Origin of the sequence: Zophobihabitans entericus (genome assembly GCF_011745665.1) — a bacterium.
Classification (GTDB): Bacteria; Pseudomonadota; Gammaproteobacteria; order Enterobacterales; family Orbaceae; genus Zophobihabitans; species Zophobihabitans entericus.
Window position 1 is genome coordinate 728,002 of the sequence record NZ_CP050253.1, and the last position, 25,052, is coordinate 753,053.

The 25,052-nt window shown below is 40.8% G+C and carries 16 protein-coding genes, 1 tRNA gene and 3 rRNA genes; 11 read left to right on the forward strand and 9 right to left on the reverse strand.

Going from position 1 to position 25,052, the window contains the following annotated elements; all coding sequences use genetic code 11:
• The first annotated feature begins 126 nt into the window (after positions 1-126).
• From IPMB12_RS03330 to IPMB12_RS03365, 8 genes are all read left to right on the forward strand, one after another.
• The gene (locus IPMB12_RS03330) at positions 127-1,302 is read left to right on the forward strand and encodes an ABC transporter substrate-binding protein (protein WP_208293536.1); all 1,176 of its coding nucleotides are present in this window, start codon (positions 127-129) and stop codon (positions 1,300-1,302) included.
• The gene (locus IPMB12_RS03335; protein ID WP_166914947.1) at positions 1,299-3,287 is read left to right on the forward strand and encodes an ATP-binding protein; all 1,989 of its coding nucleotides are present in this window, start codon (positions 1,299-1,301) and stop codon (positions 3,285-3,287) included. Before IPMB12_RS03330 ends, IPMB12_RS03335 begins: the two co-directional genes overlap by 4 nt.
• Entirely contained in the window at positions 3,274-4,530 is a 1,257-nt protein-coding gene (locus IPMB12_RS03340; RefSeq protein ID WP_166914949.1) for a sigma-54-dependent transcriptional regulator, read from the forward strand. Before IPMB12_RS03335 ends, IPMB12_RS03340 begins: the two co-directional genes overlap by 14 nt.
• A gap of 417 nt (positions 4,531-4,947) precedes the next feature.
• Positions 4,948-6,486: ribosomal RNA gene (locus IPMB12_RS03345) — 16S ribosomal RNA — on the forward strand.
• Positions 6,487-6,543: 57 nt separating this feature from the next.
• Positions 6,544-6,619 (forward strand) — tRNA-Glu (locus IPMB12_RS03350).
• 294 nt (positions 6,620-6,913) lie between these two features.
• Positions 6,914-9,810: ribosomal RNA gene (locus IPMB12_RS03355) — 23S ribosomal RNA — on the forward strand.
• Positions 9,811-9,942: 132 nt separating this feature from the next.
• Positions 9,943-10,058 (forward strand): 5S ribosomal RNA (gene rrf / locus IPMB12_RS03360).
• Together the 16S, 23S and 5S rRNA genes with 1 tRNA gene alongside form the textbook arrangement of a ribosomal RNA operon.
• A 570-nt stretch (positions 10,059-10,628) precedes the next feature.
• Entirely contained in the window at positions 10,629-12,044 is a 1,416-nt protein-coding gene (locus IPMB12_RS03365) for a hypothetical protein (protein ID WP_166914951.1), read from the forward strand.
• Positions 12,045-12,109: 65 nt separating this feature from the next.
• Here IPMB12_RS03365 and ispB read toward each other — a convergent pair whose 3' ends face one another.
• Positions 12,110-13,093 (reverse strand): octaprenyl diphosphate synthase, encoded by a 984-nt coding sequence (gene ispB / locus IPMB12_RS03370; protein WP_166914953.1) that lies wholly within the window; start codon positions 13,091-13,093, stop codon positions 12,110-12,112.
• A gap of 167 nt (positions 13,094-13,260) precedes the next feature.
• Between ispB and IPMB12_RS03375 the strand changes: the two genes are divergently transcribed.
• Positions 13,261-14,031, forward strand: a complete 771-nt coding sequence (locus tag IPMB12_RS03375) for a TonB family protein (protein WP_166914955.1) — start codon at positions 13,261-13,263, stop codon at positions 14,029-14,031.
• 47 nt (positions 14,032-14,078) lie between these two features.
• On the opposite strand, the gene pepP is transcribed toward IPMB12_RS03375, so the two are convergent.
• The 6 genes from pepP to cycA form a co-directional block, all read right to left on the reverse strand.
• Complete coding sequence (gene pepP, locus IPMB12_RS03380) at positions 14,079-15,383, reverse strand: Xaa-Pro aminopeptidase (RefSeq protein ID WP_166917676.1); 1,305 nt, start codon at positions 15,381-15,383, stop codon at positions 14,079-14,081.
• Between the two features lie 28 nt (positions 15,384-15,411).
• Positions 15,412-15,957 (reverse strand): YecA/YgfB family protein, encoded by a 546-nt coding sequence (locus IPMB12_RS03385; RefSeq protein ID WP_208293538.1) that lies wholly within the window; start codon positions 15,955-15,957, stop codon positions 15,412-15,414.
• 208 nt (positions 15,958-16,165) lie between these two features.
• Positions 16,166-17,044, reverse strand: a complete 879-nt coding sequence (locus IPMB12_RS03390; protein ID WP_166914957.1) for a hypothetical protein — start codon at positions 17,042-17,044, stop codon at positions 16,166-16,168.
• 42 nt (positions 17,045-17,086) lie between these two features.
• Positions 17,087-18,472, reverse strand: coding sequence for a DNA repair protein RadA (gene radA / locus IPMB12_RS03395; RefSeq protein WP_166914959.1), 1,386 nt, complete (start codon positions 18,470-18,472; stop codon positions 17,087-17,089).
• A gap of 10 nt (positions 18,473-18,482) precedes the next feature.
• Entirely contained in the window at positions 18,483-19,457 is a 975-nt protein-coding gene (gene serB / locus IPMB12_RS03400) for a phosphoserine phosphatase (protein ID WP_166914961.1), read from the reverse strand.
• A gap of 165 nt (positions 19,458-19,622) precedes the next feature.
• Positions 19,623-21,008: a D-serine/D-alanine/glycine transporter gene (gene cycA / locus IPMB12_RS03405; protein ID WP_166914964.1), complete on the reverse strand. Its 1,386-nt coding sequence runs from the start codon at positions 21,006-21,008 to the stop codon at positions 19,623-19,625.
• A gap of 227 nt (positions 21,009-21,235) precedes the next feature.
• On the opposite strand from cycA, the gene mltA reads away from it, so the two are divergent.
• A complete protein-coding gene (gene mltA, locus IPMB12_RS03410) occupies positions 21,236-22,366 on the forward strand; it encodes a murein transglycosylase A (protein WP_166914966.1) in 1,131 nt (376 codons plus the stop codon).
• Positions 22,367-22,376: 10 nt separating this feature from the next.
• Entirely contained in the window at positions 22,377-23,180 is an 804-nt protein-coding gene (tcdA, locus tag IPMB12_RS03415; RefSeq protein ID WP_166914968.1) for a tRNA cyclic N6-threonylcarbamoyladenosine(37) synthase TcdA, read from the forward strand.
• 49 nt (positions 23,181-23,229) lie between these two features.
• Here the strand turns inward: tcdA and aroD are convergent, their stop codons facing one another.
• Together aroD and IPMB12_RS03425 are read right to left on the reverse strand one after the other, a co-directional pair.
• The gene (aroD, locus tag IPMB12_RS03420) at positions 23,230-23,997 is read right to left on the reverse strand and encodes a type I 3-dehydroquinate dehydratase (protein WP_166914970.1); all 768 of its coding nucleotides are present in this window, start codon (positions 23,995-23,997) and stop codon (positions 23,230-23,232) included.
• Between the two features lie 24 nt (positions 23,998-24,021).
• On the reverse strand, positions 24,022-24,891 hold the full coding sequence (locus IPMB12_RS03425) for a shikimate dehydrogenase (RefSeq protein WP_166914972.1): 870 nt from the start codon (positions 24,889-24,891) through the stop codon (positions 24,022-24,024).
• Positions 24,892-25,052 lie beyond the last annotated feature (161 nt).

Here is a 25,052-nt window from a genome sequence, read left to right on the forward strand (position 1 = left end):
TAGTTAATATGAATGACATTCGCAGGTTTAGTCATTAAGGATAAGATGGTGAACAGACAGATGTTGATAAGAATAAGATGTTTTAGACTATTTGGTCTGTTTTTATTATTGATGCCATTTACCATTATGTCTAAGGAATTAGTTATTGGCACGACCTTTTCGACTGATGCTACTGTACATTTAATTAAGGTATGGGAACAACAGAGTAACCACTTTCCAATCAGAACACTTAATCGTACCAGCATGTCACTTAACCAGTTGTTATCGACTTCTAAAGCGGGTAATGTTGATTTAATACTCAGTTCTTCACCTATGCTGTTTGATTCATTGCAAAGTAAAGGGGAGTTGGCTGACTTACCCGCAACAATAAAGCAGCATTCGCAATTTGTACCTGAGGTTTTACAAAATACTACGGCGGCTTTCTCTATTTCTGGTTATGGAATTTTGTCTAATTCTGCACAGTTTGAAAGCCTGAATATAAGTATACCCGGAGACTGGTATGATTTGGTTAATCCCGCTTTGCAGGATTTAGTGATTATCAGTAGTCCGTCACGTTCAGAAACGAATCACATTATGCTTGAAGCGCTATTACAACAGCAGGGGTGGGATAAGGGTTGGGAGCTGATTAGCCAAATTTCTGCCAATGTTGGAACGATCTCCTCACGTAGTTTTGGTGTGGCAGATAAGATTCAGGCGAATTTAGGGGCAGCCGGTATTACGATAGATAATTATGCTAATTTGTTAACCCAAAATGAAAGTTTGGGCGGGAATCGACTGGTTTTCCACTATTTTCCAAACTTTCCGGTTTCACCTACCTTCATCTCAGTTACGGCTAAAAGTACGCATAAAGCAGAAGCATTAACATTTATTCAGTTTCTGCTTTCAGAAGAGGGGCAAAGAGCGCTGAGTGATAGTGAAACGGGTAAATATCCAATTCAGCCTTTGAGTACAGATAATCCATTAGCAGAAAAGCAGCAATTTCTCTTTTCTCAACCACAGATTAATTATGACTTGTTATTAAAAAGACAGGAGCTGGTGAAGCTACTTTTTGAACATGCGATTACTTATCGTTTAAATCAGCTAAAAACAAACTGGCGCTTAATTTATGCAAAAGAACAAGCAGTCGGAAGGCAGTTACCTGAAGTCAGAGCGATTATTGCTTCGTTTCCGATAACAGAACAACAATCTGTTGATGATGATTATCTGAATAATTTTAATCTGAGTTCAGAGCTGCTTAAGTGGCAGGAATATTTTAGTCAGCAACAAGCAGAACTTGTAAAAACGCTGGAAGATCTGCAATGAAAAAATGGTTTAAATATCTTGATATCAGTAAAGGTCTGCAAATTTGTTTTCTGGTTAGCGCCCTGTTAAGTGTATTTGTTGGAATTGTTGGTCTTTATACTCTTGGGCAGCAACGTAAAGATATTAATTTTGCTCTGGATGAGGGATTTCCTAAAGTTCAGGCTGCTTTTCAGGCAGAAGAGCAATTAAATTTATTAAATAACGCTTTTTTGAATTTATATAGTATTAAAAGTGTTGATGAACGTGTGGAATGGCGTACGCGTATCGATATCCGTTTAAATGCGTTAAAAGATACTATGCGGGAGTTAGAAGATTCGCTAGATACACGTTATGTTGAGTTTTTTAATCATTTTTCAGAACTACTCGACCAAATAACCAATAATATCAATGATCGCTTAGCAAGTACTGAACAGTTTAATCAGATACATGCCCGCGTTAACTGGTTGCATGAAGATTTCCATAATGAGTTTACTGCACTATTACAAGAAATTAGTTGGCAGCAATCGGCTTTAGTTAGCACATATCAACAGAGTAGTAATGATAAAAGCCATTTTGAGGCATTAAAAAAGTCACAGCAAGAATTACAACTTATTTATGGTTTTATTACTTATGAGGATCAGATTGTTAGTGAATTGAAACAGCAAATTACTGGGGTTAAGGGGAGAACGGATCCATTACAAAAAAACTATTTGATTTATTTAAAGTTATTGGTTGAGAATAAAATCAAACAATTAGAGATCCACTCGTCAACTTATACCATTCAACAGATCATTGATGAGCTGTTTATTATTGGATTAGATGAAAGCCAGTTACCGGCACATATCACCAGACGTCAACATATTGATATGTCACTAAATATGTTAACTGAACAGGCAGAGGATCTGTTAACCGAGCTTCGTTATGAGGTGCGGGACCAGGTTGGCAATAGTCAAAAACAGCTACAAATGTTACAAAATATTGTTGAAAAGAGTTCGCATATCAGTGGACTAGTAATCTTTAGTGCCATGTTAATTGCGTTTTTATTTCTGATTGTGGTGAATTTTTTCTATATTCGTTTTCGGTTATTAAAACGTTTTCAATTACTTAATCATGCCGTTGATCGACTTCATAACGGGGAAAGTAACGTGAAAATACCGATCTATGGCATTGATGAACTTGGTCGAATTGCACGTTTACTGCGTTCATTTCTCTTTGAGATGAATAAGAAAAATGCAGAGCTGGAAAAGCGCAACCAAACACTTATTAGTGAAATTCAGGATCGAATTCAAGTACAAAATGAGTTGGTCACTACTCAAAACGAACTTATCCAGACGGCGAAACTGGCGATTGTTGGCCAAACACTGACTTCTATTAGCCATGAAATTAATCAACCTTTAAATGCATTAAGTGCTTATGTTTTTAGTGCTAAAAAGGCACTGGCAAATCATGATGAAGTAGCCGTAAATCGTTACTTTGATAAAATCAGTCAGGTTATTGACAGAACGGCACTAATTATTAAGCGTCTAAGGCAATTTTCCCGTAAAGGTGTTGGTAAATTACAACCTGTTGACCTGATGGAAAGTATACAAAGTGCCTGGTCTTTACTGGAGTCTAAGCATAAACAGGTTCAGGGGCAGCTCATATTACCTCCAATACTACCTGTTGTTTTTGGTGAAGATGTTTTATTACAACAGGTGTTTGTAAATCTGTTTTTGAATTCGATAGAAGCAACATCAAAATCGCCCACCATTATTACTATTGAGATTATGTATGAGTCAGAAGAGGAGATTGTTTTGGCTATTTCTGATAATGGTAAAGGCTGGCCACTTAATGAACCGTTACTGCAACCATTTTCTACCAGTAAATCGATAAATTTAGGACTCGGTTTATCGATCAGTAACTCAATTATAAAGCAGTGTGATGGTGAGTTTTATATCGCTTCCACTCTGGATAATCATGCGTTAATTATCTTACAACTCAGGAAAGCCAATTATGTTCAGTCATAAGAATCAGATCTTACTTATCGATGATGATATTGATATTTTAGAGGCCTATCAGGATCTGCTTGAGCAAGAGGGGTATCAGGTTATTACCTGTGCTGATCCGGTAAATATTGTTGAACAAATACCGGAAAACTGGAATGGCATTATTTTATGTGATGTTTTGTTACCTAACATCTCGGGACTGGTGTTACTGGAACAGTTTTTAACACAGGATCCACAATTGCCGGTGATTATGATTACCGGACATGGTGATGTACCAATGGCTGTTGATGCCGTTAAAAAAGGAGCAACTGACTTTTTAGAAAAACCTTTAACACCAGAAAAGCTACTGGATAAAGTCAAGGAAGCATTGTTTATTCGTCAAAGAGTGGTTGAAAATCGCCTAAGGCAATTGAAAATATTAAATGAAGAATTTATTGGTCACTCACCCTGGATGAAAAAACTTAAGCAGCAGCTGCAACGACTGGCTGATGTGGATATTCCGGTTTTTCTTTGGGGTGAGATGGGAACTGGTAAGCATTTAGCAGCTAAAAATCTACATCAATTAAACTGCCATCATAGCCATTTATTTTATATTAAAGATTGCCAGTCACCTGACAAAATTGAGGTGATTAAACTGATAGAACAGGAATTTACAGGAACATTAATCCTGAGTCATATTCACTGTCTATCACACAATGAACAAATTCAGTTGGTGAACTCACAGCAAGCAGAGAAACGTTCATTTCGGTTAATTATTCTCAGTGAGAAGCCCTTGTCGGATTTAATTCAGCAGAAACTGATTATACCGGAGCTCTATTATCTTTTTTCACACACACAAATTCATATGTTGGCTTTGAGAGATCATCCGACAGATATTGGTGATATCTTTAAATATTATGTTCAGAAATCTTGTAAGAGATTAAATAAGCCAGAGATGCCAATCAAAAACCAATTTATTAGTAGTCTGATAAAAAGAGAGTGGATTGGTAATATTCGGGAGTTAGCTAGTGCAGCAGAATTGTATGTTATTGGACTCTATTCTACGACTACGTTATTACCAACAAATTCAGTTAATCACAAAAAGGATATTTCTCTTGATGAGCAAGTGTCTTTGTACGAAAAGCAAGTCATTGAAGATGCTTTAAACTATTATCAGGGACGTATTAATGAAGCAGCGCAGTATTTAGGAATTCCTCGGAAGAAATTATATTTACGTATGCGCAAATATGAACTGGATAAGAAAATTTATAAAGAAATAGTATAAATCCTTATTTATCATTGCATTAAGTCTCTTTGTTGGGAGGCTGGTAATTTAACGTTGTTTAAATAAAAACCAAACTATCAATAAATATATAAATTCCTCTTGCTTATGAAAATTAAATTCTTATAATGCCCGTCCACTGTCACCACATAAGGTGAGTGACAAGAAGGTGAAAAAGAAGGTGAAAATCCCCTTGACTAACCCCACAGAGTTGCGTAATATACGCAGCCCTTGGACAGCGAAAGTTGAGAAGACTTTGAATCAGCTGTCAGCTCTTTAAAAACTTGAACAGACAATCTGTGTGGGCACTTACAGGACGAAAAAATATAGTCTACGGACTTAAAAATTAAGTCTTGATGAGTGACACAAAGATTCATTTGAAATGAAATTTATGTCAACATTCATTGAGCATCAAACTTTAAATTGAAGAGTTTGATCATGGCTCAGATTGAACGCTGGCGGCAGGCTTAACACATGCAAGTCGAACGGTAACAGAAGAGCTTGCTCTTGCTGACGAGTGGCGGACGGGTGAGTAATGTATGGGGATCTGCCGGATGGAAGGGGACAACAGTTGGAAACGACTGCTAATACCGTATAATGTCGCAAGACCAAAGCATGGGACCTTCGGGCCATGTGCCATCTGATGAACCCATATGGGATTAGCTAGTAGGTGAGGTAATGGCTCACCTAGGCGACGATCTCTAGCTGGTCTGAGAGGATGACCAGCCACACTGGAACTGAGACACGGTCCAGACTCCTACGGGAGGCAGCAGTGGGGAATATTGCACAATGGGGGAAACCCTGATGCAGCCATGCCGCGTGTATGAAGAAGGCCTTCGGGTTGTAAAGTACTTTCGGTGAGGAGGAAGGGTGTATATCTAATAGGTGTACACATTGACGTTACTCACAGAAGAAGCACCGGCTAACTCCGTGCCAGCAGCCGCGGTAATACGGAGGGTGCGAGCGTTAATCGGAATGACTGGGCGTAAAGGGCATGTAGGTGGGTCATTAAGTTAGGTGTGAAAGCCCCGGGCTCAACCTGGGAATTGCACTTAAAACTGGTGGTCTAGAGTACTGAAGAGGAAGGTAGAATTCCATGTGTAGCGGTGAAATGCGTAGAGATGTGGAGGAATACCGGTGGCGAAGGCGGCCTTCTGGTCAGATACTGACGCTGAGATGCGAAAGCGTGGGGAGCAAACAGGATTAGATACCCTGGTAGTCCACGCTGTAAACGATGTCAATTTGGAGTTTGTTGCCTAGAGTGATGGGCTCCGAAGCTAACGCGATAAATTGACCGCCTGGGGAGTACGGCCGCAAGGTTAAAACTCAAATGAATTGACGGGGGCCCGCACAAGCGGTGGAGCATGTGGTTTAATTCGATGCAACGCGAAGAACCTTACCTGGTCTTGACATCCATAGAACTTAGCAGAGATGCTTTGGTGCCTTCGGGAGCTATGAGACAGGTGCTGCATGGCTGTCGTCAGCTCGTGTTGTGAAATGTTGGGTTAAGTCCCGCAACGAGCGCAACCCCTATCCTTTGTTGCCAGCACGTAATGGTGGGAACTCAAAGGAGACTGCCGTTGATAAAGCGGAGGAAGGTGGGGATGACGTCAAGTCATCATGGCCCTTACGACCAGGGCTACACACGTGCTACAATGGCGCATACAAAGAGAAGCGAACTTGCGAGAGTAAGCGGACCTCATAAAGTGCGTCTAAGTCCGGATTGGAGTCTGCAACTCGACTCCATGAAGTCGGAATCGCTAGTAATCGTAGATCAGAATGCTACGGTGAATACGTTCCCGGGCCTTGTACACACCGCCCGTCACACCATGGGAGTGGGTTGCAAAAGAAGTAGGTAGCTTAACCGCAAGGAGGGCGCTTACCACTTTGTGATTCATGACTGGGGTGAAGTCGTAACAAGGTAACCGTAGGGGAACCTGCGGTTGGATCACCTCCTTACTACGAGATTCTGTAAGTGTTCACACAGATTGTTTGTTTAAAAAATACGTTGTCGAGGTCCCCTTCGTCTAGAGGCCTAGGACATCGCCCTTTCACGGCGGTAACAGGGGTTCGAATCCCCTAGGGGACGCCATTATCTTGTGAATTATCAGAAATGATAAAGATAATGACATTGAGTAGTGATTCTGATGAATTTCAGGTATCTCAATGAGACTGACAACGGAACTTATCTCAAAGCACATTATGCATTACTAAGATGTCTAAGTGTGTTGTGAGATAATTGCTCTTTAACAATATGGAACAAGCTGAAAAAATAACGAGTTCTCGAGCTGGTTGTGCGGTGTGTATTGGTATTTTTATTGATACGTGCGGTATGACAGAGTAAGAGAGAAGACTTATAGCTGTTAGAGACATCTAAGAGTTGTAAGGTTAAGAAATTAAGCGTACACGGTGGATGCCTAGGCAATCAGAGGCGAAGAAGGACGTGTTAATCTGCGAAAAGCGACGGTGAGCCGATAAAAGGCGCTATAGCCGTTGATGTCCGAATGGGGAAACCCAGTGTATTTTATACACTATCCTTAACTGAATACATAGGTTAAGGAGGCAAACCGGGAGAACTGAAACATCTAAGTACCCCGAGGAAAAGAAATCAACCGAGATTCCCCCAGTAGCGGCGAGCGAACGGGGAGGAGCCCAAAGCGGGTAGTATGTTATGTTAGTGGAAGCGTCTGGAAAGTCGCACGACAGAGGGTGATAGTCCCGTACACAAAAATGTAGCATATGGAAGCTTGAAGAGTAGGGCGGGACACGTGATATCCTGTCTGAAGATGGGGGGACCATCCTCCAAGGCTAAATACTCCTGATTGACCGATAGTGAACCAGTACCGTGAGGGAAAGGCGAAAAGAACCCCGGCGAGGGGAGTGAAAGAGAACCTGAAACCGTGTACGTACAAGCAGTGGGAGCTGCTACCGTTGGGTAGTGGTGACTGCGTACCTTTTGTATAATGGGTCAGCGACTTATATTCTGTAGCAAGGTTAACCGAATAGGGGAGCCGAAGGGAAACCGAGTCTTAACTGGGCGTTAAGTTGCAGGGTATAGACCCGAAACCCGGTGATCTAGCCATGGGCAGGTTGAAGGTTGGTTAACACTAACTGGAGGACCGAACCGACTAATGTTGAAAAATTAGCGGATGACTTGTGGCTGGGGGTGAAAGGCCAATCAAACCGGGAGATAGCTGGTTCTCCCCGAAAGCTATTTAGGTAGCGCCTCATGTATAACCATTGGGGGTAGAGCACTGTTTCGACTAGGGGTCCATCCCGGATTACCAACTCGATGCAAACTCCGAATACCGATGAGTTTTAGCATGGGAGACACACGGCGGGTGCTAACGTTCGTCGTGAAGAGGGAAACAACCCAGACCGCCAGCTAAGGTCCCAAAGTCATAGTTAAGTGGGAAACGAAGTGGGAAGGCTTAGACAGCTAGGATGTTGGCTTAGAAGCAGCCATCATTTAAAGAAAGCGTAATAGCTCACTAGTCGAGTCGGCCTGCGCGGAAGATGTAACGGGGCTAAACTATGCACCGAAGCTGCGGCAGTATACGTAAGTATATTGGGTAGGGGAGCGTTCTGTAAGCCTGCGAAGGTGAATCGAGAGGTTTGCTGGAGGTATCAGAAGTGCGAATGCTGACATAAGTAACGATAATGCGGGTGAAAAGCCCGCACGCCGGAAGACCAAGGGTTCCTGTCCAACGTTAATCGGGGCAGGGTGAGTCGACCCCTAAGGCGAGGCCGAAAGGCGTAGTCGATGGGAAACGGGTTAATATTCCCGTACTGGTGTATATTGCGATGGGGGGACGGAGAAGGCTAGGTTTACCAACTATCGGATGTTGGGTTAAGCGTGTAGGTGTGTGGTTAGGCAAATCCGGCCACTGTAACACTGAGGCGTGATGACGAGGCACTACGGTGCTGAAGTAACTGATGCCCTGCTTCCAGGAAAAGCCTCTAAGCTTCAGGTATACACTAATCGTACCCCAAACCGACACAGGTGGTCAGGTAGAGAATACTCAGGCGCTTGAGAGAACTCGGGTGAAGGAACTAGGCAAAATGGTGCCGTAACTTCGGGAGAAGGCACGCTGATGGTAATTGAAGTCCCTTGCGGATGGAGGTGAAGTCAGTCGAAGATACCAGCTGGCTGCAACTGTTTAATAAAAACACAGCACTGTGCAAACACGAAAGTGGACGTATACGGTGTGACGCCTGCCCGGTGCTGGAAGGTTAATTGATGGGGTTAGCGTAAGCGAAGCTCTTGATCGAAGCCCCAGTAAACGGCGGCCGTAACTATAACGGTCCTAAGGTAGCGAAATTCCTTGTCGGGTAAGTTCCGACCTGCACGAATGGCGTAATGATGGCCAGGCTGTCTCCACCCGAGACTCAGTGAAATTGAAATCGCCGTGAAGATGCGGTGTACCCGTGGCAAGACGGAAAGACCCCGTGAACCTTTACTATAGCTTGACAGTGAACATTGAGCCTTAATGTGTAGGATAGGTGGGAGACTTAGAAGTGTGAACGCCAGTTTGCATGGAGTCGACCTTGAAATACCACCCTTTAATGTTTGATGTTCTAACCTAGCATGCTGAATCGCGTGTAGGGACACTGTCTGGTGGGTAGTTTGACTGGGGCGGTCTCCTCCCAAAGAGTAACGGAGGAGCACGAAGGTTAGCTAATCCTGGTCGGACATCAGGAGGTTAGTGCAATGGCATAAGCTAGCTTGACTGCGAGAGCGACGGTTCGAGCAGGTACGAAAGTAGGTCATAGTGATCCGGTGGTTCTGAATGGAAGGGCCATCGCTCAACGGATAAAAGGTACTCCGGGGATAACAGGCTGATACCGCCCAAGAGTTCATATCGACGGCGGTGTTTGGCACCTCGATGTCGGCTCATCACATCCTGGGGCTGAAGTAGGTCCCAAGGGTACGGCTGTTCGCCGTTTAAAGTGGTACGCGAGCTGGGTTTAGAACGTCGTGAGACAGTTCGGTCCCTATCTGCCATGGGCGCAGGAGAATTGAGGGGGTTTGCTTCTAGTACGAGAGGACCGAAGTGAACGCACCACTGGTGTTCGGGTTGTGATGCCAATTGCATTGCCCGGTAGCTACGTGCGGAATAGATAAGCGCTGAAAGCATCTAAGCGCGAAACTAGCCCCGAGATGAGTTCTCCCAGTGGAGACACTGTAAGGTTCGTTCGAGACCAGGACGTAGATAGGTTGGGTGTGTAAGCACAGCGATGTGTTGAGCTAACCAATACTAATGAACCGAGAGTCTTAACCTTACAACTCTGAGGTGTTTTTGACGATAAGTGAAGACGCTGAGGGTTGACTTGTTATGTTGATATGGGGTAGCGCAGGCTATCGAGAGTATCATGACTCAGCTTGTTTTATGTTGAAGAGACAGACGGAATATGTCTGGCTGCGATAACGCAATGGTCCCACCTGATCCCATGCCGAACTCAGAAGTGAAACGTTGTGGTGCCGATGGTAGTGTGGGGAGTCCCCATGTGAGAGTAGGGAACAGCCAGGCTTTTAACTATGAATAGCCCAGTTTAGCGACTGGGCTTTTTTTATGCCTGTGATTTGGGGTGGGATGCAGGTATGATATTGGTTTCATCTGGTGACACTTTACACGGTGGATATATACCACTTCTCCTATCTTATTCTATTTTATCTATTTTCCTTTCTATTAATACAAGCCAATGTGTTTGTTTATCATTTTCTATAAAAATCTTATATAAAACATATATTGAAAATAGTTTTAAACGATCAATAAAATTACCATTAATAGATTTAATCTAATTAATGAGGGGTAATTGATCGGTTATATGAATTTTATTTTATCTCAAAAAGTAGGTATCCTTAGAGCGAATTTTACATAACTATAGACAGTATTTAAGTAAATTCTATAAGAAATAGATTAACTATTTAGCTAGCTGTTTATCTCTAATGAAAATTTATTATCAGTAGATAATAAATCTGAATATGAAATAGATTTAGCTGATGTTTTGAAATTAAAAAATAATAAGAAAGATTGGGGAAGGGATATCAAGTGCATACTATTCACTATTTATATAAAAATATAATTCAGCATTATTTATTGCAAACGTTACTAGTTCTACTAAATGTAGCCATTATTATCAGCCCGGCAAATGCTTTATTATCAGCAGAATCAGCAAAAACAATTCAGGGGCAGTCCCCTCGCTTTAATGCAACTTATGAATCAACTATTCAAAATGGGAAAAATTTTGATCTACTGGGTATCAATTATAGTGGGGTAGATTATTTTAATCAGATTAATTTTACTTCTAAGCTGGCAAGTTCTGGTTTGACGTACATGAATAATAAGCCAAACGATATTACTTTTACGCCAACTCGTAAAGGTGCTACTACCGCACAGGCGACTGATAGTAATGGTGATATTTTTGGGCCTGATTCTGTCGCTGAACGAACAACCGGTTCTATAACTGCTGATTGGTATTATACAACTACTGCAGGCTCTGAAAGCTTATTAAATGCGACACAAAAAGCACAGACTTTTTGTGAATTAGCGATTGCCGGGGTTGTTCCTTATATTAAAGTCGGTGGACCTATAATATTAAAAACGAGTTATGGTGACCCTATTAGCCAAAACTATCCGGACTCTACGATTGCTATTACTAAAAACCCACAGAATAAATTTAATATAGAGTTAAATGATCCTGTTTGCTATGCCTCACCATCTTTAACCTATGCAACAGGTGTATATGATCCTGGTACTCCACTAAAATTTAACCCAGCCGCTGGATTTATTCCACAAGCAACTATTGCTAATAATTTTCCTACTATGGGAGGAGATGGATTATTCTTCAATCTTGTTGTAGCAGGTGTTAATGTACAAGCGCCCGGTATAACCTGGAGTGCAACATCCACACCATCCGCATCTAATGTTACAGCTACTGTGGCAGCCGAAAAATCAATATTGAGTAGTGCAAGTAATCTTAATTATAGAGCAAATACTATGGTAATGGTGACATTAAGAGGCCCTGTCGCAAGTAGCTTTGAGATTGGTGCCACCGCACCAAAATTCACAGGAGCAACGACTATTAAGGTCACCGGTACTGATACTTCGGTAACACCTAATCGCGTGGTTGCTTCTTATCAATTTCAGATAAAGAATTGGTATGTTACGCGCAGTACTGTGAATGGACTACTGACAACACAAACAGCTTGGTGTAGTGGTTTGGGCAGCTATCGTATTCCTACTGCATCTGAACTCACTACAGCCACAGGGCTGGGTTGGACTGGGATAACCACGACGAATAATTATCAGCGCATTGTTGGGGCCAGCTTATTTGGTGAATGGGGACCAGTGTATGCTTATTCCAAAACTTATGGGGGAATAGCTGAGTTTTATGGTACTTCCTATTGGACATCAAGCAAAGTTGGTTCTAGCCTTTTTTATGTTAATAATTTAGGTACTATTAGTGCTGGTAGTACTTCATTCAATGCACCTGTAGCTTGTCGTAGTATTTAGATATCAAAATGATTAAATATAAAAGCGCCAGAACGGCGCTTTTATCTATTTAAAAACCTAATTGACTAAGCTTGTCGCTTAACTGAAATCATCGCTAAAGATTGCAGTGCTGTTTTGTAAACAGAATCAGGCAAAATATCAATAGCTTTGCTGGCTTTTTCTGCCTCTTGTTGGGCTTTCTGATAAGTATATTCCAAAGAACCACACTCTTGCATGATATGTAATACGCGATCCAGCAGATGGCGCCCATTACCATTTTCAATCGCATCTTTGATAAGTTTGGCGTCTTCTGGTGTGGTATTATTCATCGCATGTAATAGTGGAAGTGTCGGTTTACCTTCATTAAGGTCGTCTCCCAGATTCTTACCTAAAGCTGCTGCGTCTTTTGCACTATAATCGAGGAGATCATCAATTAACTGGAAAGCTGTACCAATATAGCGTCCATAATCTTGAAGAGCATTTTGTTGTGTTTGGTTAGCGCCAGCAATAATTGCTGCAGTATGAGAAGAGGCCTCAAATAAACGAGCTGTCTTACTATAAATTACCTGCATATATTGATCTTCGGTAGTATTAGAATCATTACAGTTCATGAGCTGTAGTACTTCGCCTTCAGCAATGACATTGGTCGCACTCGACATTACTTTTAGCACATCTAAAGAACCAATACTTGTCATCATTTGGAATGAGCGAGTATAAATATAATCGCCAACTAATACACTGGCAGCATTGCCAAATAAGACATTAGCAGTTGATTTACCACGGCGCAGTGATGATTCATCAACCACATCATCATGCAGGAGTGTTGCCGTATGAATAAATTCGATAAAGGCAGCGGCAGTAATATGTTTATCTCCCGTGTAGTCAAGTGCTTTAGCACCAAGCAGTGCAATGATAGGGCGAACACGTTTACCACCACCGCTAATAATATAGCTTCCCAGCTGATTGATAAGAACGACATCAGAATTTAATTGTTGCTGAATAACAGCATTTACTTGGGATAAATCGTCAGCGATCAATTCAATAATCTGCTCAAGAGAGAGTTTGCTCATGGAATCTTCCAGTATCATGATATCAGTGTTTATTTCTATTACTTTGTATTATCTTATAAAGCGCTAGTATCAACAAGGAATGCGTGTTAAATTTTATATAATTATAGTTTTAATGAGAGTGATTTTCATTTACAATATGCGATTCCGACAGAGTGCCACCTATTACTATGAAAATAATTGAGAAGAAGACAACACGAAAATTTGGTACGCTCAAAGCCGTTCCTTTTTCTATTTGTGGGCACGCGGCTTTAGCTGCAGCACTGCTATTCTCTTATCTATTTTCTAGTAATGACTCTATTATATCCGGTGAAGACTCGATCAAAGCTATTATCATTGATATATCTCAGATGACAGCAGCGCCTGAACTTTCTCTGGTTGAAGACTCTATGGAAGCACCTGGTGAAGCTATATCTGAGCCAGAAGTGATCGAAATTGTAGAAGAAAAAGTTGAAGAAGTTCCTTCCCTTGAAGAACCAAAAATTATTGAAACACCTAAAGAAGTCGTTGTAGAAACCAAAGCTGAGGTCGTTGTGCCACAGGTTAAACCACCTCAATTGAAACCACCGGTTCAGCGTGCTTCTCAGGCTCAGGTGCGTCAGGAGATTGATGTGCCTAACCGGGCAGAGCAAGCTGTGTCAGCCAGTTCTTCTAACAATACAGTGTACGCTGCAAAACCAATGCCTATTAGTCGCAGGCAGCCAGAATATCCAAGACGTGCTTTAGATCTACGAATAGAAGGGCGTGTGGTGGTTATGTATGATGTAGATGAAAAAGGTAATGTGACCAATATTCGTATCATTGATGCTAAACCCGGCAATATTTTTAATCGTTCTGTTATCCGGGCGATGAACTCATGGCGGTACGAGGCCAAAATAGCGACAGACCTTACTATTACGATTATCTTTAATCAGGATAAATCGATCCGTTTAGATGGCTAGTTTATTGAGATATAAAATAAAGATCATATAAGATGGTCTTTATCAGATTAATGAGCCATTAATTTTTCAATCTCACTTGGATCTTTTGGTACATCTGCAGTAAATATGTCATTACCTGTCTGAGTAATTAAAATATTATCTTCGATACGAATACCAATACCTCTGTATTGCGGTGGCACATCAGCATCTTTATTGATATATAGTCCCGGTTCCACAGTCAGTACCATACCCGGTTCCAGCATTCTGTCTCTGGTTGCTGTTTTGTAATCACCTACATCGTGCACATCAAGGCCAAGCCAGTGTCCAAGACCGTGCATATAAAAAGGCAGATAAGCCTTTTCTGCCACTAAAGTATCAAGATTACCTGTGACAATTCCAAGTTTTGTTAAGCCTTCTAACATAATGCGGATAACCTGATCATTCACTTGTTTAATTGATGTGCCGGCTTTAAGGTTATCCAGAGCATAATAGAGAGATTTTAAAACAATATCATAGATCTGGCGTTGCGCTGGGGTAAACTTACCATTAACCGGAAAAGTACGTGTGATATCACCCGCATAATGCTGGTATTCACACCCCGCATCGATCAGAACCAGCTCATTATTTTTTAGCTGTTCACTATTATTTTCATAATGCAAAATACAGCCGTTATTACCGCCGCCAACAATCGTATTGTAAGACGGGAAGCGTGCACCATGTTTAGCAAACTCGTGCAGTATTTCTGCTTCCAGATGATATTCAAACTGTCCGACCCGACAACTTTTCATCGCTCGGATATGCCCCTGAGCACTGATTTTTCCGGCTTCCCGCATAATCTCGATCTCTTTAGGACTTTTAAATAAGCGCATTTCATGTAATGTTGGGCGCCAGTCAATAATGGTTGTTGGTGCAACATAACCCTGACGTAACCCTTTACGTAGAATTTCAAGAACACAGTCAAGAATCTGATCAGCGAAATCAAATTGCTGATCTGCATGATAAATAGCATCAAGATGATTTAAATGTTGAGGCAAAACAGTAGTGATTTGATCAAAAGGATAAGCCTGATCGACACAAAGAGTATCAACTGCTGCTTGTTGTCCTAAGCGATAACCAGTCCATGTTTCAGCCAAAGGATCTTTAACCCGATTAAATAAGATAGACTTTACACCTGATTCTGATTTGATTAACAGTAATGCTGCTTCCGGCTCGTTAAATCCGGTTAAATACCAGAAGTCACTGTTTTGTCGATAAGGATAACACGTGTCATTACTACGTGTTTGCTCCGGTGCAGCAAAAAAAATAGCAGCACTATTTAGCTGCATCTTATTAATAAATTGTTGACGGCGGGCTAAAATCTCTTTTTGCATAATTTATAACCTATTGATTTATATACAAAAATTAATGGACGGTATTTGAACTATGTTCATCAGTAAATTCATCGTGACATAACATAACCGCGACACGAACATATTCAGATACTTCTTCAAATGCGTAAGCAAGGTCTTCCGGATCATCTTCTTCTGCGTCATAGCCAAGAGCAGTGATTTGTCTGAGATCGTTGATCGCTTCTTTAACATCACCTTTTACTTTAGTTAGCTGTGGTTGTACTAAACCAAGACCTAATAAATAGTGATTAACCCAGCCCACTAAATCATCAATTTGCGTGAACAGATCACGTTCAGATAATAATATTTGAAAATCAAACTCTGAACCTTCCAGATGTTCTTTGGTTGATTCATAACATTTTTGTGTGAGCTCTGCGAGTCTGCCAACCAAAGGTTGCCCATCATTAACCATGTCATTAAGCAAAGTCTTCCAGCTATCATCTTTATTGCCTCCGGCCAGCATACCGGTGATAAAACCGTGTAGCTCAGAAGCATTCATGCCAATGCCATAAGATTTTAATTGCTCATTAAGTTGTTCGTAATCTGTATTTTCGGACATAATTTCACTTTCTATTAAGAGTATTGAGTAGGCTTAATGCTCATAGTATATACGAATTCATAAAAAAATGTATTGAGTGAACTTACAGACAGATGTTTGTAGTAACGATTATACAAATAGCTTGTAGAGTGAACTGGAGAATAACTGTTGAGGGGTCAGAAATATCACGTAATGCAAAAAGATACTTACATTACGTGATAAATAAGTGTTATTTGTAGCTGGTAATTAAGAAACTGGTACCAAAAAGATTACTGACCTGAGTAGTAAAATCATTGGCCTTATTGTTTTCTTCTGTACTTTGCTTTGCATGTAAATACATAGTGTCAGTCACATATTGTGACATCATTTTATGATATTGTTCCTGCAGAGCTTTTTGCTGCTCCGGATCAATTGTCTGCATATATTCTGTATACAGAGCTCTTAGTGGCAACGTAGCTTCCTGAAATTCTGCGCTTAAAAAATCAGGTAAGGTAGTTGGTTGATTAAACGCTAAAATTTGTGCCCGAGTCATGACTACTGCTTTCTGTCCGCGAGCATTATCTGGTTTACCATAGTAGTTGAGATAGTAAAGTACAAAATCTTCTAAAGAGAAAATTTTGCTCTTAATCGTACCTGATTTATTGTTGTAAACAGTGACTTCATCAGGTAGCTCTTCATCCAGATCGTAGCTCCATTGTTCAGGAATAAATAAACCATCAAGACGCTTAAAATTAGCGGTATACGATTTGCCGTTGACGATAATGGTATCTGATGATGGGCGATAACTCTCACGACTTGCTGTATCAACGGTGTAGACTTCATTTAATAAAATATAAGTGGTTAGTGTGGGATTGATGATTCCACCATTACGATCCGGGTAAACGGTAAAATTGACCGTTCCTGCTGATTTAGATATGAGTTGGTGGGCTCCAGGAGCGAGTTTTATTGTCACTCTGCTGTATTCATCAAGTTCATATTTCTTATCATCAATCTGGACAGTGATGGCATCTTCTGTTGGATTATCAAGTGTATAAGACGTATCATCTGAACAACTGGTGAAAAAGAGGGTTGTGATGGTTAAAAAGATTGGTAGTAGATACTTTTTCATATTGTTTTATTTCTTTTATTATTAAATAAGTTATTATTATTTTTAATCTAAATCAGCCAGAATACTTAAGGCTTCAGAAAGTTTTTTGACACCAAAAACTTGCATATTAGGCAGTACTTTTTTAGGCATATTGGCATACGGAACGATGGCGCGTTTAAAGCCATGTTTTGCTGCTTCTGATATTCTTTCCTGACCACTTGGGACCGGACGAATCTCACCACCTAAACCAATCTCACCAAACATAACAAGGTCCTGAGGAATTGGTCGGTTTCTAAAACTAGAAACCAGAGACAGTACCAGTGCTAAGTCAACACTGGTTTCGGTGACTTTAATACCACCTACGACATTTACAAACACGTCCTGATCCGCCATTTGCAGACCGCCATGACGATGTAAAACTGCCAGCAGTAAGGCTAAGCGATTTTGCTCAAGTCCGACAGCGACACGACGTGGGTTACCTAACAGTGAGTGATCAACTAAAGCCTGAATTTCTACCAGCAGCGGTCTGGTTCCTTCCCAAAGAACCATCACCGAACTACCCGGAGTCAGCTCATCACCACGGCTTAAGAAAATAGCCGATGGATTGCTAACTTCTTTCAGTCCTTGCTCAGTCATAGCAAAAACACCAAGCTCATTGACTGCACCAAAGCGGTTTTTATGACTACGTAGTGTTCTGAACCGGGAATCGGCATCACCATCAAGTAGTACCGAGCAGTCAATACAGTGTTCCAGGACTTTTGGTCCAGCTAGGGTGCCGTCTTTAGTCACATGGCCAACCATAATAATGGCAATCCCTTTAGTTTTGGCAAAACGCGTCAGGTAAGCTGCAGTTTCTCTGACTTGTGCTACGCTTCCGGGTGAGGACTGAATATCAGCCATATGCATCACCTGAATGGAGTCGATCACCATCAGTTTTGGGAGCTCTTGTTCAGCGATATGACAGATCTGCTCAATACTGGTTTCTGACAGCATGTTTAAATTATCTGCCGGTAGTCCTAAACGGTGAGCACGCATTGCCACTTGTTGTAAGGACTCTTCACCAGTGACATACAACGTTTTCATTTGAGAAGAGATTTTACTCAGCACCTGAAGTAGCAGAGTACTCTTACCTGCGCCGGGATTACCACCGATTAAGATTGCGCTACCTGGTACAACGCCACCACCCAGTACCCGATCAAATTCAGAAAATCCGGTCGAGAAACGTGGCAGGGCTTCTAAACTAATTTCTGATAACTTTTGAACTTTTGCCTGTCCGGTACTACTTCCTGAATAGCCTGAGAACCTGTCATTACGGTTACTCGAAGCTGCAGCGAGGCGAATTTCTGTTATAGTATTCCACGCGTGACATTCACTACATTGTCCTTGCCAGCGCGGGTAGTCTGCACCACATTCATTACAGACAAATGCTGTTTTTGGAGCTTTAGCCAAGTTGTACCTCTTATCCTTCACTATCCAGACTGGCTGATAAAATACAATACAGACCAGTAAGGTCAGCAAACTTGATGGCTATTTTTGCTTTATCTACCACTTTTGGTTTGGCGTGATAAGCAACACCAAGTCCGGCTGCTTTAATCATTTTTAAATCATTGGCACCGTCACCAATAGCAACGGTTTGAGAAATAGGTATTTCCAGTTCGCTAGCCACTTTTTGTAACGTTTTAGCTTTGAATTTAGCATCTACAATTTGACCTTTGACTCGACCGGTTAATTTATTGTTGAGAATACCTAATTGATTGGCATAAACGGCGGTGAGTTTTAATTTTTCCTTTAAATGGTCAGCAAAATAGGTAAAACCGCCAGAGATTAATACCACATGCCAGCCTCTTTTTTGTAGTTCCTGCACTAAAAAAGTCAGTCCCGGCGTTAACGGTAAACGGCTTTTTACTTGTTCTAAGATTTCAGCCTCTGCACCTTTAAGGGTAGCAACACGTTTACGTAAACTGGTGACGAAATCGAGTTCACCACGCATTGCTTGTTCGGTAATTTGAATCACTTGTTCACCGGTTCCGGCTAGTTTAGCCAGTTCATCGATACACTCAATCGTTATTGCCGTTGAATCCATATCCATTACCAGCAAACCCGGTGAACGTAAAGACGGAGAGTGAGAAATTGGAGCAATATCCAGATCCAGTTTATCAGCAATGTCTTTCGCTTTTTTAGGCATAGAGCCAGCAATACGCACAACTTGTAATGTTTTTACTTTCCACGATGACACTACTACTATTGGCATAGCGAGTAGATTTTGGAATTTGGATAACAGACTTTTATTTAACTTTTTACCATATAAAATCCAACCTGTTTTACCTGCATGATAGTCGAGCGGCATTACTTCACATCCCATTAAGGATAGTGGTAAGCCTTGCCATTCTTGAATGTTATCAGGTAAGTCATTGTAGGTCAGAGTATAAGCCATATATTATCCAGCAATAATTCAACTTAAAGATGAGTGATTTTAGCATATATTTTCAGAGACAACTTCTCTTATCTCATGGTTTTAATTTTGCGACAGGCTGGAATGATTTGTTGAAGAGATGAAAACATGAAGCGCACAATGCTATGCGCTTCATAAGATAGTTAATTAGTTATTTTTACAGCGGAAGAAATAACCGATAGTCAGAATAACAAACCAGATTGGTGTGGCAATCAGTGCCTGACGGGTATCCGCTTCAAAGGTTAAAAGCACGATCATGAAAGCAAAGAAGGCAAGACACGCAATACACATGAATTGACCGCCAGGCATTTTGAAGGCTGATTTAGCGTGTAGTTCAGCTTTTTTCTTACGATAAGCCAAATAAGAGATCAAAATCATAGACCAGACAAACATGAATAAAATGGCTGAGATAGTTGTTACAATGGTAAAGGCAGTAATAATATCAGGAATACAATAAATCAGAACCACACCACCAAGTAGACAGATACAAGAGAATAATAAGCCGTTTGCCGGCACCGAGCGACGTGATAATTTACCAAATGGTTCAGGTGCATCGCTCTCTTTTGCCAGACCAAATAACATACGGCTGGTTGAGTAAATTCCACTATTAGCAGAAGAGGCCGCTGAGGTCAGCACTACAAAGTTGATGATGCTGGCAGCAGCAGGCAGACCCGCTAAAGTAAATAGCTCTACAAATGGACTTTTACTTGGAATAATATAAGTCCACGGTGTGACGCTCATGATCGTAATTAGTGCAAACACGTAGAAGAAAATAATACGTATTGGAATTGAGTTGATTGCTCTTGGCAGATTCACTTCCGGGTTTTTGGTTTCAGCTGCTGTAGTACCAACCAGCTCAATACCGACAAAAGCAAAGATAGCAATCTGGAAACCGGCAAAGAAGCCCATCAATCCTTTAGGAAACATTCCACCATATTCCCAAAGATTAGTGAGTGATGCGGTAGTACCTGTTTCAGGTGAAGTAAAGGCAATCGCCACCATAACGATACCAGTTATGATCAGAGCCACGATCGCAATGATTTTGATCATGGAGAACCAGAATTCAGTCTCACCAAACATACGTACAGTCAGTAAATTAAGAAGTAGTAAAACTAAAATACAAATTAGCATTGGAATCCATGCTGCCAGTGTCGGGAGCCAGTATTGTGTATAACCTGCAATAGCAACTACATCGGCAATACCGGTGATCACCCAGCAAAACCAGTATGTCCAGCCGGTAAAAAAGCCAGCCCATGGACCAAGTAAATCTGCAGCAAAATCACTAAACGATTTGTAATTTAAGTTAGACAGAAGTAGTTCACCCATCGCTCGCATAACAAAAAACAACACAAAACCGATGATCATATACACAAAAATAATGGATGGTCCGGCCAGACTGATGGTTTTACCAGAACCCATGAATAAGCCTGTTCCAATCGCCCCGCTAATGGCAATTAGCTGAATGTGACGACTTGATAATGTACGTTTTAACTTTGTATTATCTGGAACTGAATTACTTATTTGGGAGCTCATTGCCTCATTACCTTGTATTTTTAATAAATTATGACTTTCGGGTGAAAAGCGAACTAAAAACTATAAATACAATATGTGGTGAGCGCAATAACTTTATTGTGTAAATTCATTAATAATTTTTATTCTATTTAATTCATTTCATAACACAGCTTATATTGGGCTTACTTAAGGACTAATAAATTGTTATGATGAGGCGTCGTAATTTATCAGGAATCTCTTTGTTACAAATGAACATTCAATCACAGCTTAAGAGGAAGCGCAATATCGCTTATTGTGGGATTTTGTCTCTGTTACTCATTTTGGTAGGATGCGAAAGCAGACCAGTAAAACAAGGGCAGCAATATATTAACGGTGAGTTTTCTGAGTCGGTTAATCTCACTCAGATTACGTTATCTGAGCCAGTTAATATTCCTGATTATGAAAAACAAGTTCAGCTTATTGAAAGTGTTTCTCCTTCTTTATATGGTCGTTATAAATCAACTTATGAAGCGTTAAATGAATGGATTGCAGCAGGCGCTCAGACACAATATTTAAATCGTTTTGGCTTGAGTAGTTATCAACTAGCCGGTACCGATAATTATGGCAATGTGCATTTAACCGGTTATTACACTCCGGTGCTTAAAGCGCGTCATAAGCCTGATTCTCATTTCCAGTTCCCGTTGTATGGTATGCCACAAAAGTGGTCGGGGACACTTCCTTCTCGTGCTGCTATTTATGAGGGAGCATTAGATGGTCATAATCTTGAACTTGCCTACACAGATTCTTTAATCGATAACTTTATTATGGAAGTGCAGGGGAGCGGTTATATTGATTTTGAAAATGGTGAGCCATTAACCTTCTTTAGTTATAAAGGGAAAAACGGTCACTCTTATCAAAGTATCGGGCGTCTTTTAATTGAGCAAGGTGAAATTGAAAGAGATAAAATCTCTATGCAGGCGATTAAAGCTTGGGCAGATCAGCAGGAAGATACTAAAGTCCGTGAGCTGTTAGTTCAAAATGCCTCAGTCGTCTTTTTCCATCCACAATTGGCAGCACCGGTTGTTGGTTCTACAGGGATCCCGCTTGTGGCTAAAGCTTCAGTTGCATCTGATCGATCACTAATCCCATCTGGTTCTGTGCTTCTGGTTGAAGTGCCACAGTTAGATGAAAACGGACAATTTAATGGTGAACGCCAATTGCGCTTAATGGTAGCTTTAGATATCGGCAGTGCGATTAAAGGCCAACATTTAGATATTTATCAAGGCATTGGTGAAGAAGCAGGGGAGCTGGCTGGTTTTTATAACCACTACGGGCGGGTGTGGGTAATCAAACCGGCAGAAGGTAGTCATCTGAGTCCGGCTGTTCCAATGAGTCGATAGAGGAGTTAACGTGACAAGTTTTTCAGAAGCCTATTATCGACGTTTTAGTGGTATTGCTCGTCTTTATGGTGAACAAGCCTTAGCTAATTTTCAAAAAGCACATATTTGCGTAATTGGAATTGGTGGTGTGGGTTCATGGGCTGTTGAGTCCTTAGCCCGTAGCGGGATTGGGATGATTACTTTAATCGATATGGATGATATCTGTCTGACTAATACTAATCGGCAAATCCATGCGCTACAAAAACATGTGGGTGATTTAAAGACGGAGATCATGGCGCAGCGAGTACTTCAGATTAATCCTGAATGTCAGGTTGATTGCATTGATGATTTTATTAATCCGGAAAACGTTACAGATTTGCTCGGCAATAAAGAACATAAGAAGTTTGATTATGTGATTGATGCCATTGATAGTGTGAGAGATAAGGCAGCAGTTCTGGCACATTGTCGTCGTCATAAAATCAAAGTGATTACAATTGGTGGGGCTGGCGGTAAAAAAGATCCAACCCAGATTAAAATTACCGATTTAGGTAAAACAATTCAGGATCCACTGGCTGCCAAACTACGCGAACAGTTAAAAACAAAATTTGGTGTAAAACGAGACAGCAAAGGAAAGTTTGGTATTGAGTGTGTCTATTCAACAGAACAGTTAACTTATCCGGCACAAGATGGCGGTGTCTGTTTTAGCAAGAGTGAAGCCGACGGCGCGAAGAAGATGGACTGCGAATCGGGCTTTGGTTCGATCACCAATGTGACTGCTACATTTGGTTTTGTTGCGGTTGCGCGTATTCTGGAAAAGTTAGCAAAAGCAGTTTAAGAAGAAAAGTGTAACTAATTGATTTAATTACACTTTTTATTTCTATGGGTTATTTCGCAGTACTACGATGTAAAATATTCAGAATCTGACGAAGTTCTTTCACATCTAACTGACCTGGAGCTGACGCATTTTTAGCCGCACCAAAAGTCATTGATGATCCAAATAATTCACCTGAGACTCGACTGATTGCACCTTTACCAGCCATTGACATGGTGATAAGTGGACGGTCAGCATATTTTTCAGCCATTTCTGATGTGGCAGTTAATAGTGTTAACACATCAGCGGTTGATTTTGGCATCACGGCAATTTTTGGAATATCTGCGCCAAGTTCCTGCATTTTACGCAGACGGCCAACGATATCATCTTTCTCTGGGGTTTTATCAAAATCATGATTTGATGCCACAACCAGTACTTTGTGAGCGTGTGCTGTAGTAATCACATCTTTCACATAAACATCACCAGTAAATGCTTCTACGTCAATCATATCAACTAAACCAGTGGCTGCCAGACTCTTGTTGAGTTCAACATAGTATTCAGTTGAAACTGCTTTCACTCCACCTTCTTTAGCTGTACGGAAAGTAAAAAGAATAGGTGTTGTTGGAAGTGTATCACGCAGCTTTTTAGCCATTACTTTTACTTTATCGATATTTTCAACATCAACAAAGTGATCGACACGCCACTCTAAAACGTCAAAATCGATAGTTTTTAAAAAGACAGCTTCTTCAAGTAAATCAGTTTCTGTTTTACCGACAATTGGTACGATGATTTTTGGTGCACCAGAACCAATAGTGACATTTTTGATAGTAATTGTTTTCATTCAGTCTGTATCCTTGAAAATTAATTAGTTAAAACCCATTTTTTCTTTCACGTATTCAATTGGTGTGTCCTGGCCTGTCCAGATTTTGATCTGTGCAGCACCCTGCCAAATCATCATACCAATACCGTTTAAAGTACGGCAACCTTGCGCTTCTGCCAGCTCAAGTAATTTGGTTTTACGTGGAGAGTAGATACAATCAGTGACGATAAGGTCTTTACGTAGCATTGAAACATCAGTAATTACACTTTGACCTTCCAGTGGTTTCATACCAACGCCAGTAGCATTGTTAAGTAATGTACTTTCCGCAATTTCTTTGCGTAATCTTTCAGTATCAGCTAGATCAAATACATTCACTTTACACTTAGTTTGTTCATTTAATTTTTTAGCAATTGTTTCTGCTTTTGGAAAAAATGAGTCTTTTGGATTAAAAATAGAAATCTCTTTTACTCCATCTAGTGCAGCCTGTACCGCTATAGCTGTAGCGGCACCGCCAGCACCAAGTAAAGTCATTTTTTTACCAATAATATCAATACCGGCCTCTTGTAAAGAGCGCATGTAGCCCATACCATCAGTATTGTAGCCAGTGAGTACACCATCATCATTAGAGATAGTATTAACTGCTCCAATTAATTCTGCAGCTGGAGTCACTTTATCTAAATATTGCAGAACAAGTTGTTTATTTGGCATAGAAACTGCTGAACCGCGCATACCAAGTGCACGCATTCCTTTGATAGCATCAGGCAGCTTTTCTGCGGTGACTTCAAAGGCCAAATATACATAAGGCACATTTAGCTTAGAATACACAATATTGTGCATTTTAGGTGATAAACTATGGCGAATAGGGTATGCCATTAAACCGATTAATAATGCGTGACCGTCGATGTTTTCTCTCATTTTTTTAATACCTTATAGGGTTATCAGATGATGGCGACGATCATAATAGATTTGCTATTTAAACGCCAACAGCATTTCACAAATAACTGAGTGAATATCACAGATTTGGCATAATTTTTGGAAAGTGATTGAAACGAGTTGAAAACTCCTTTACGATAACC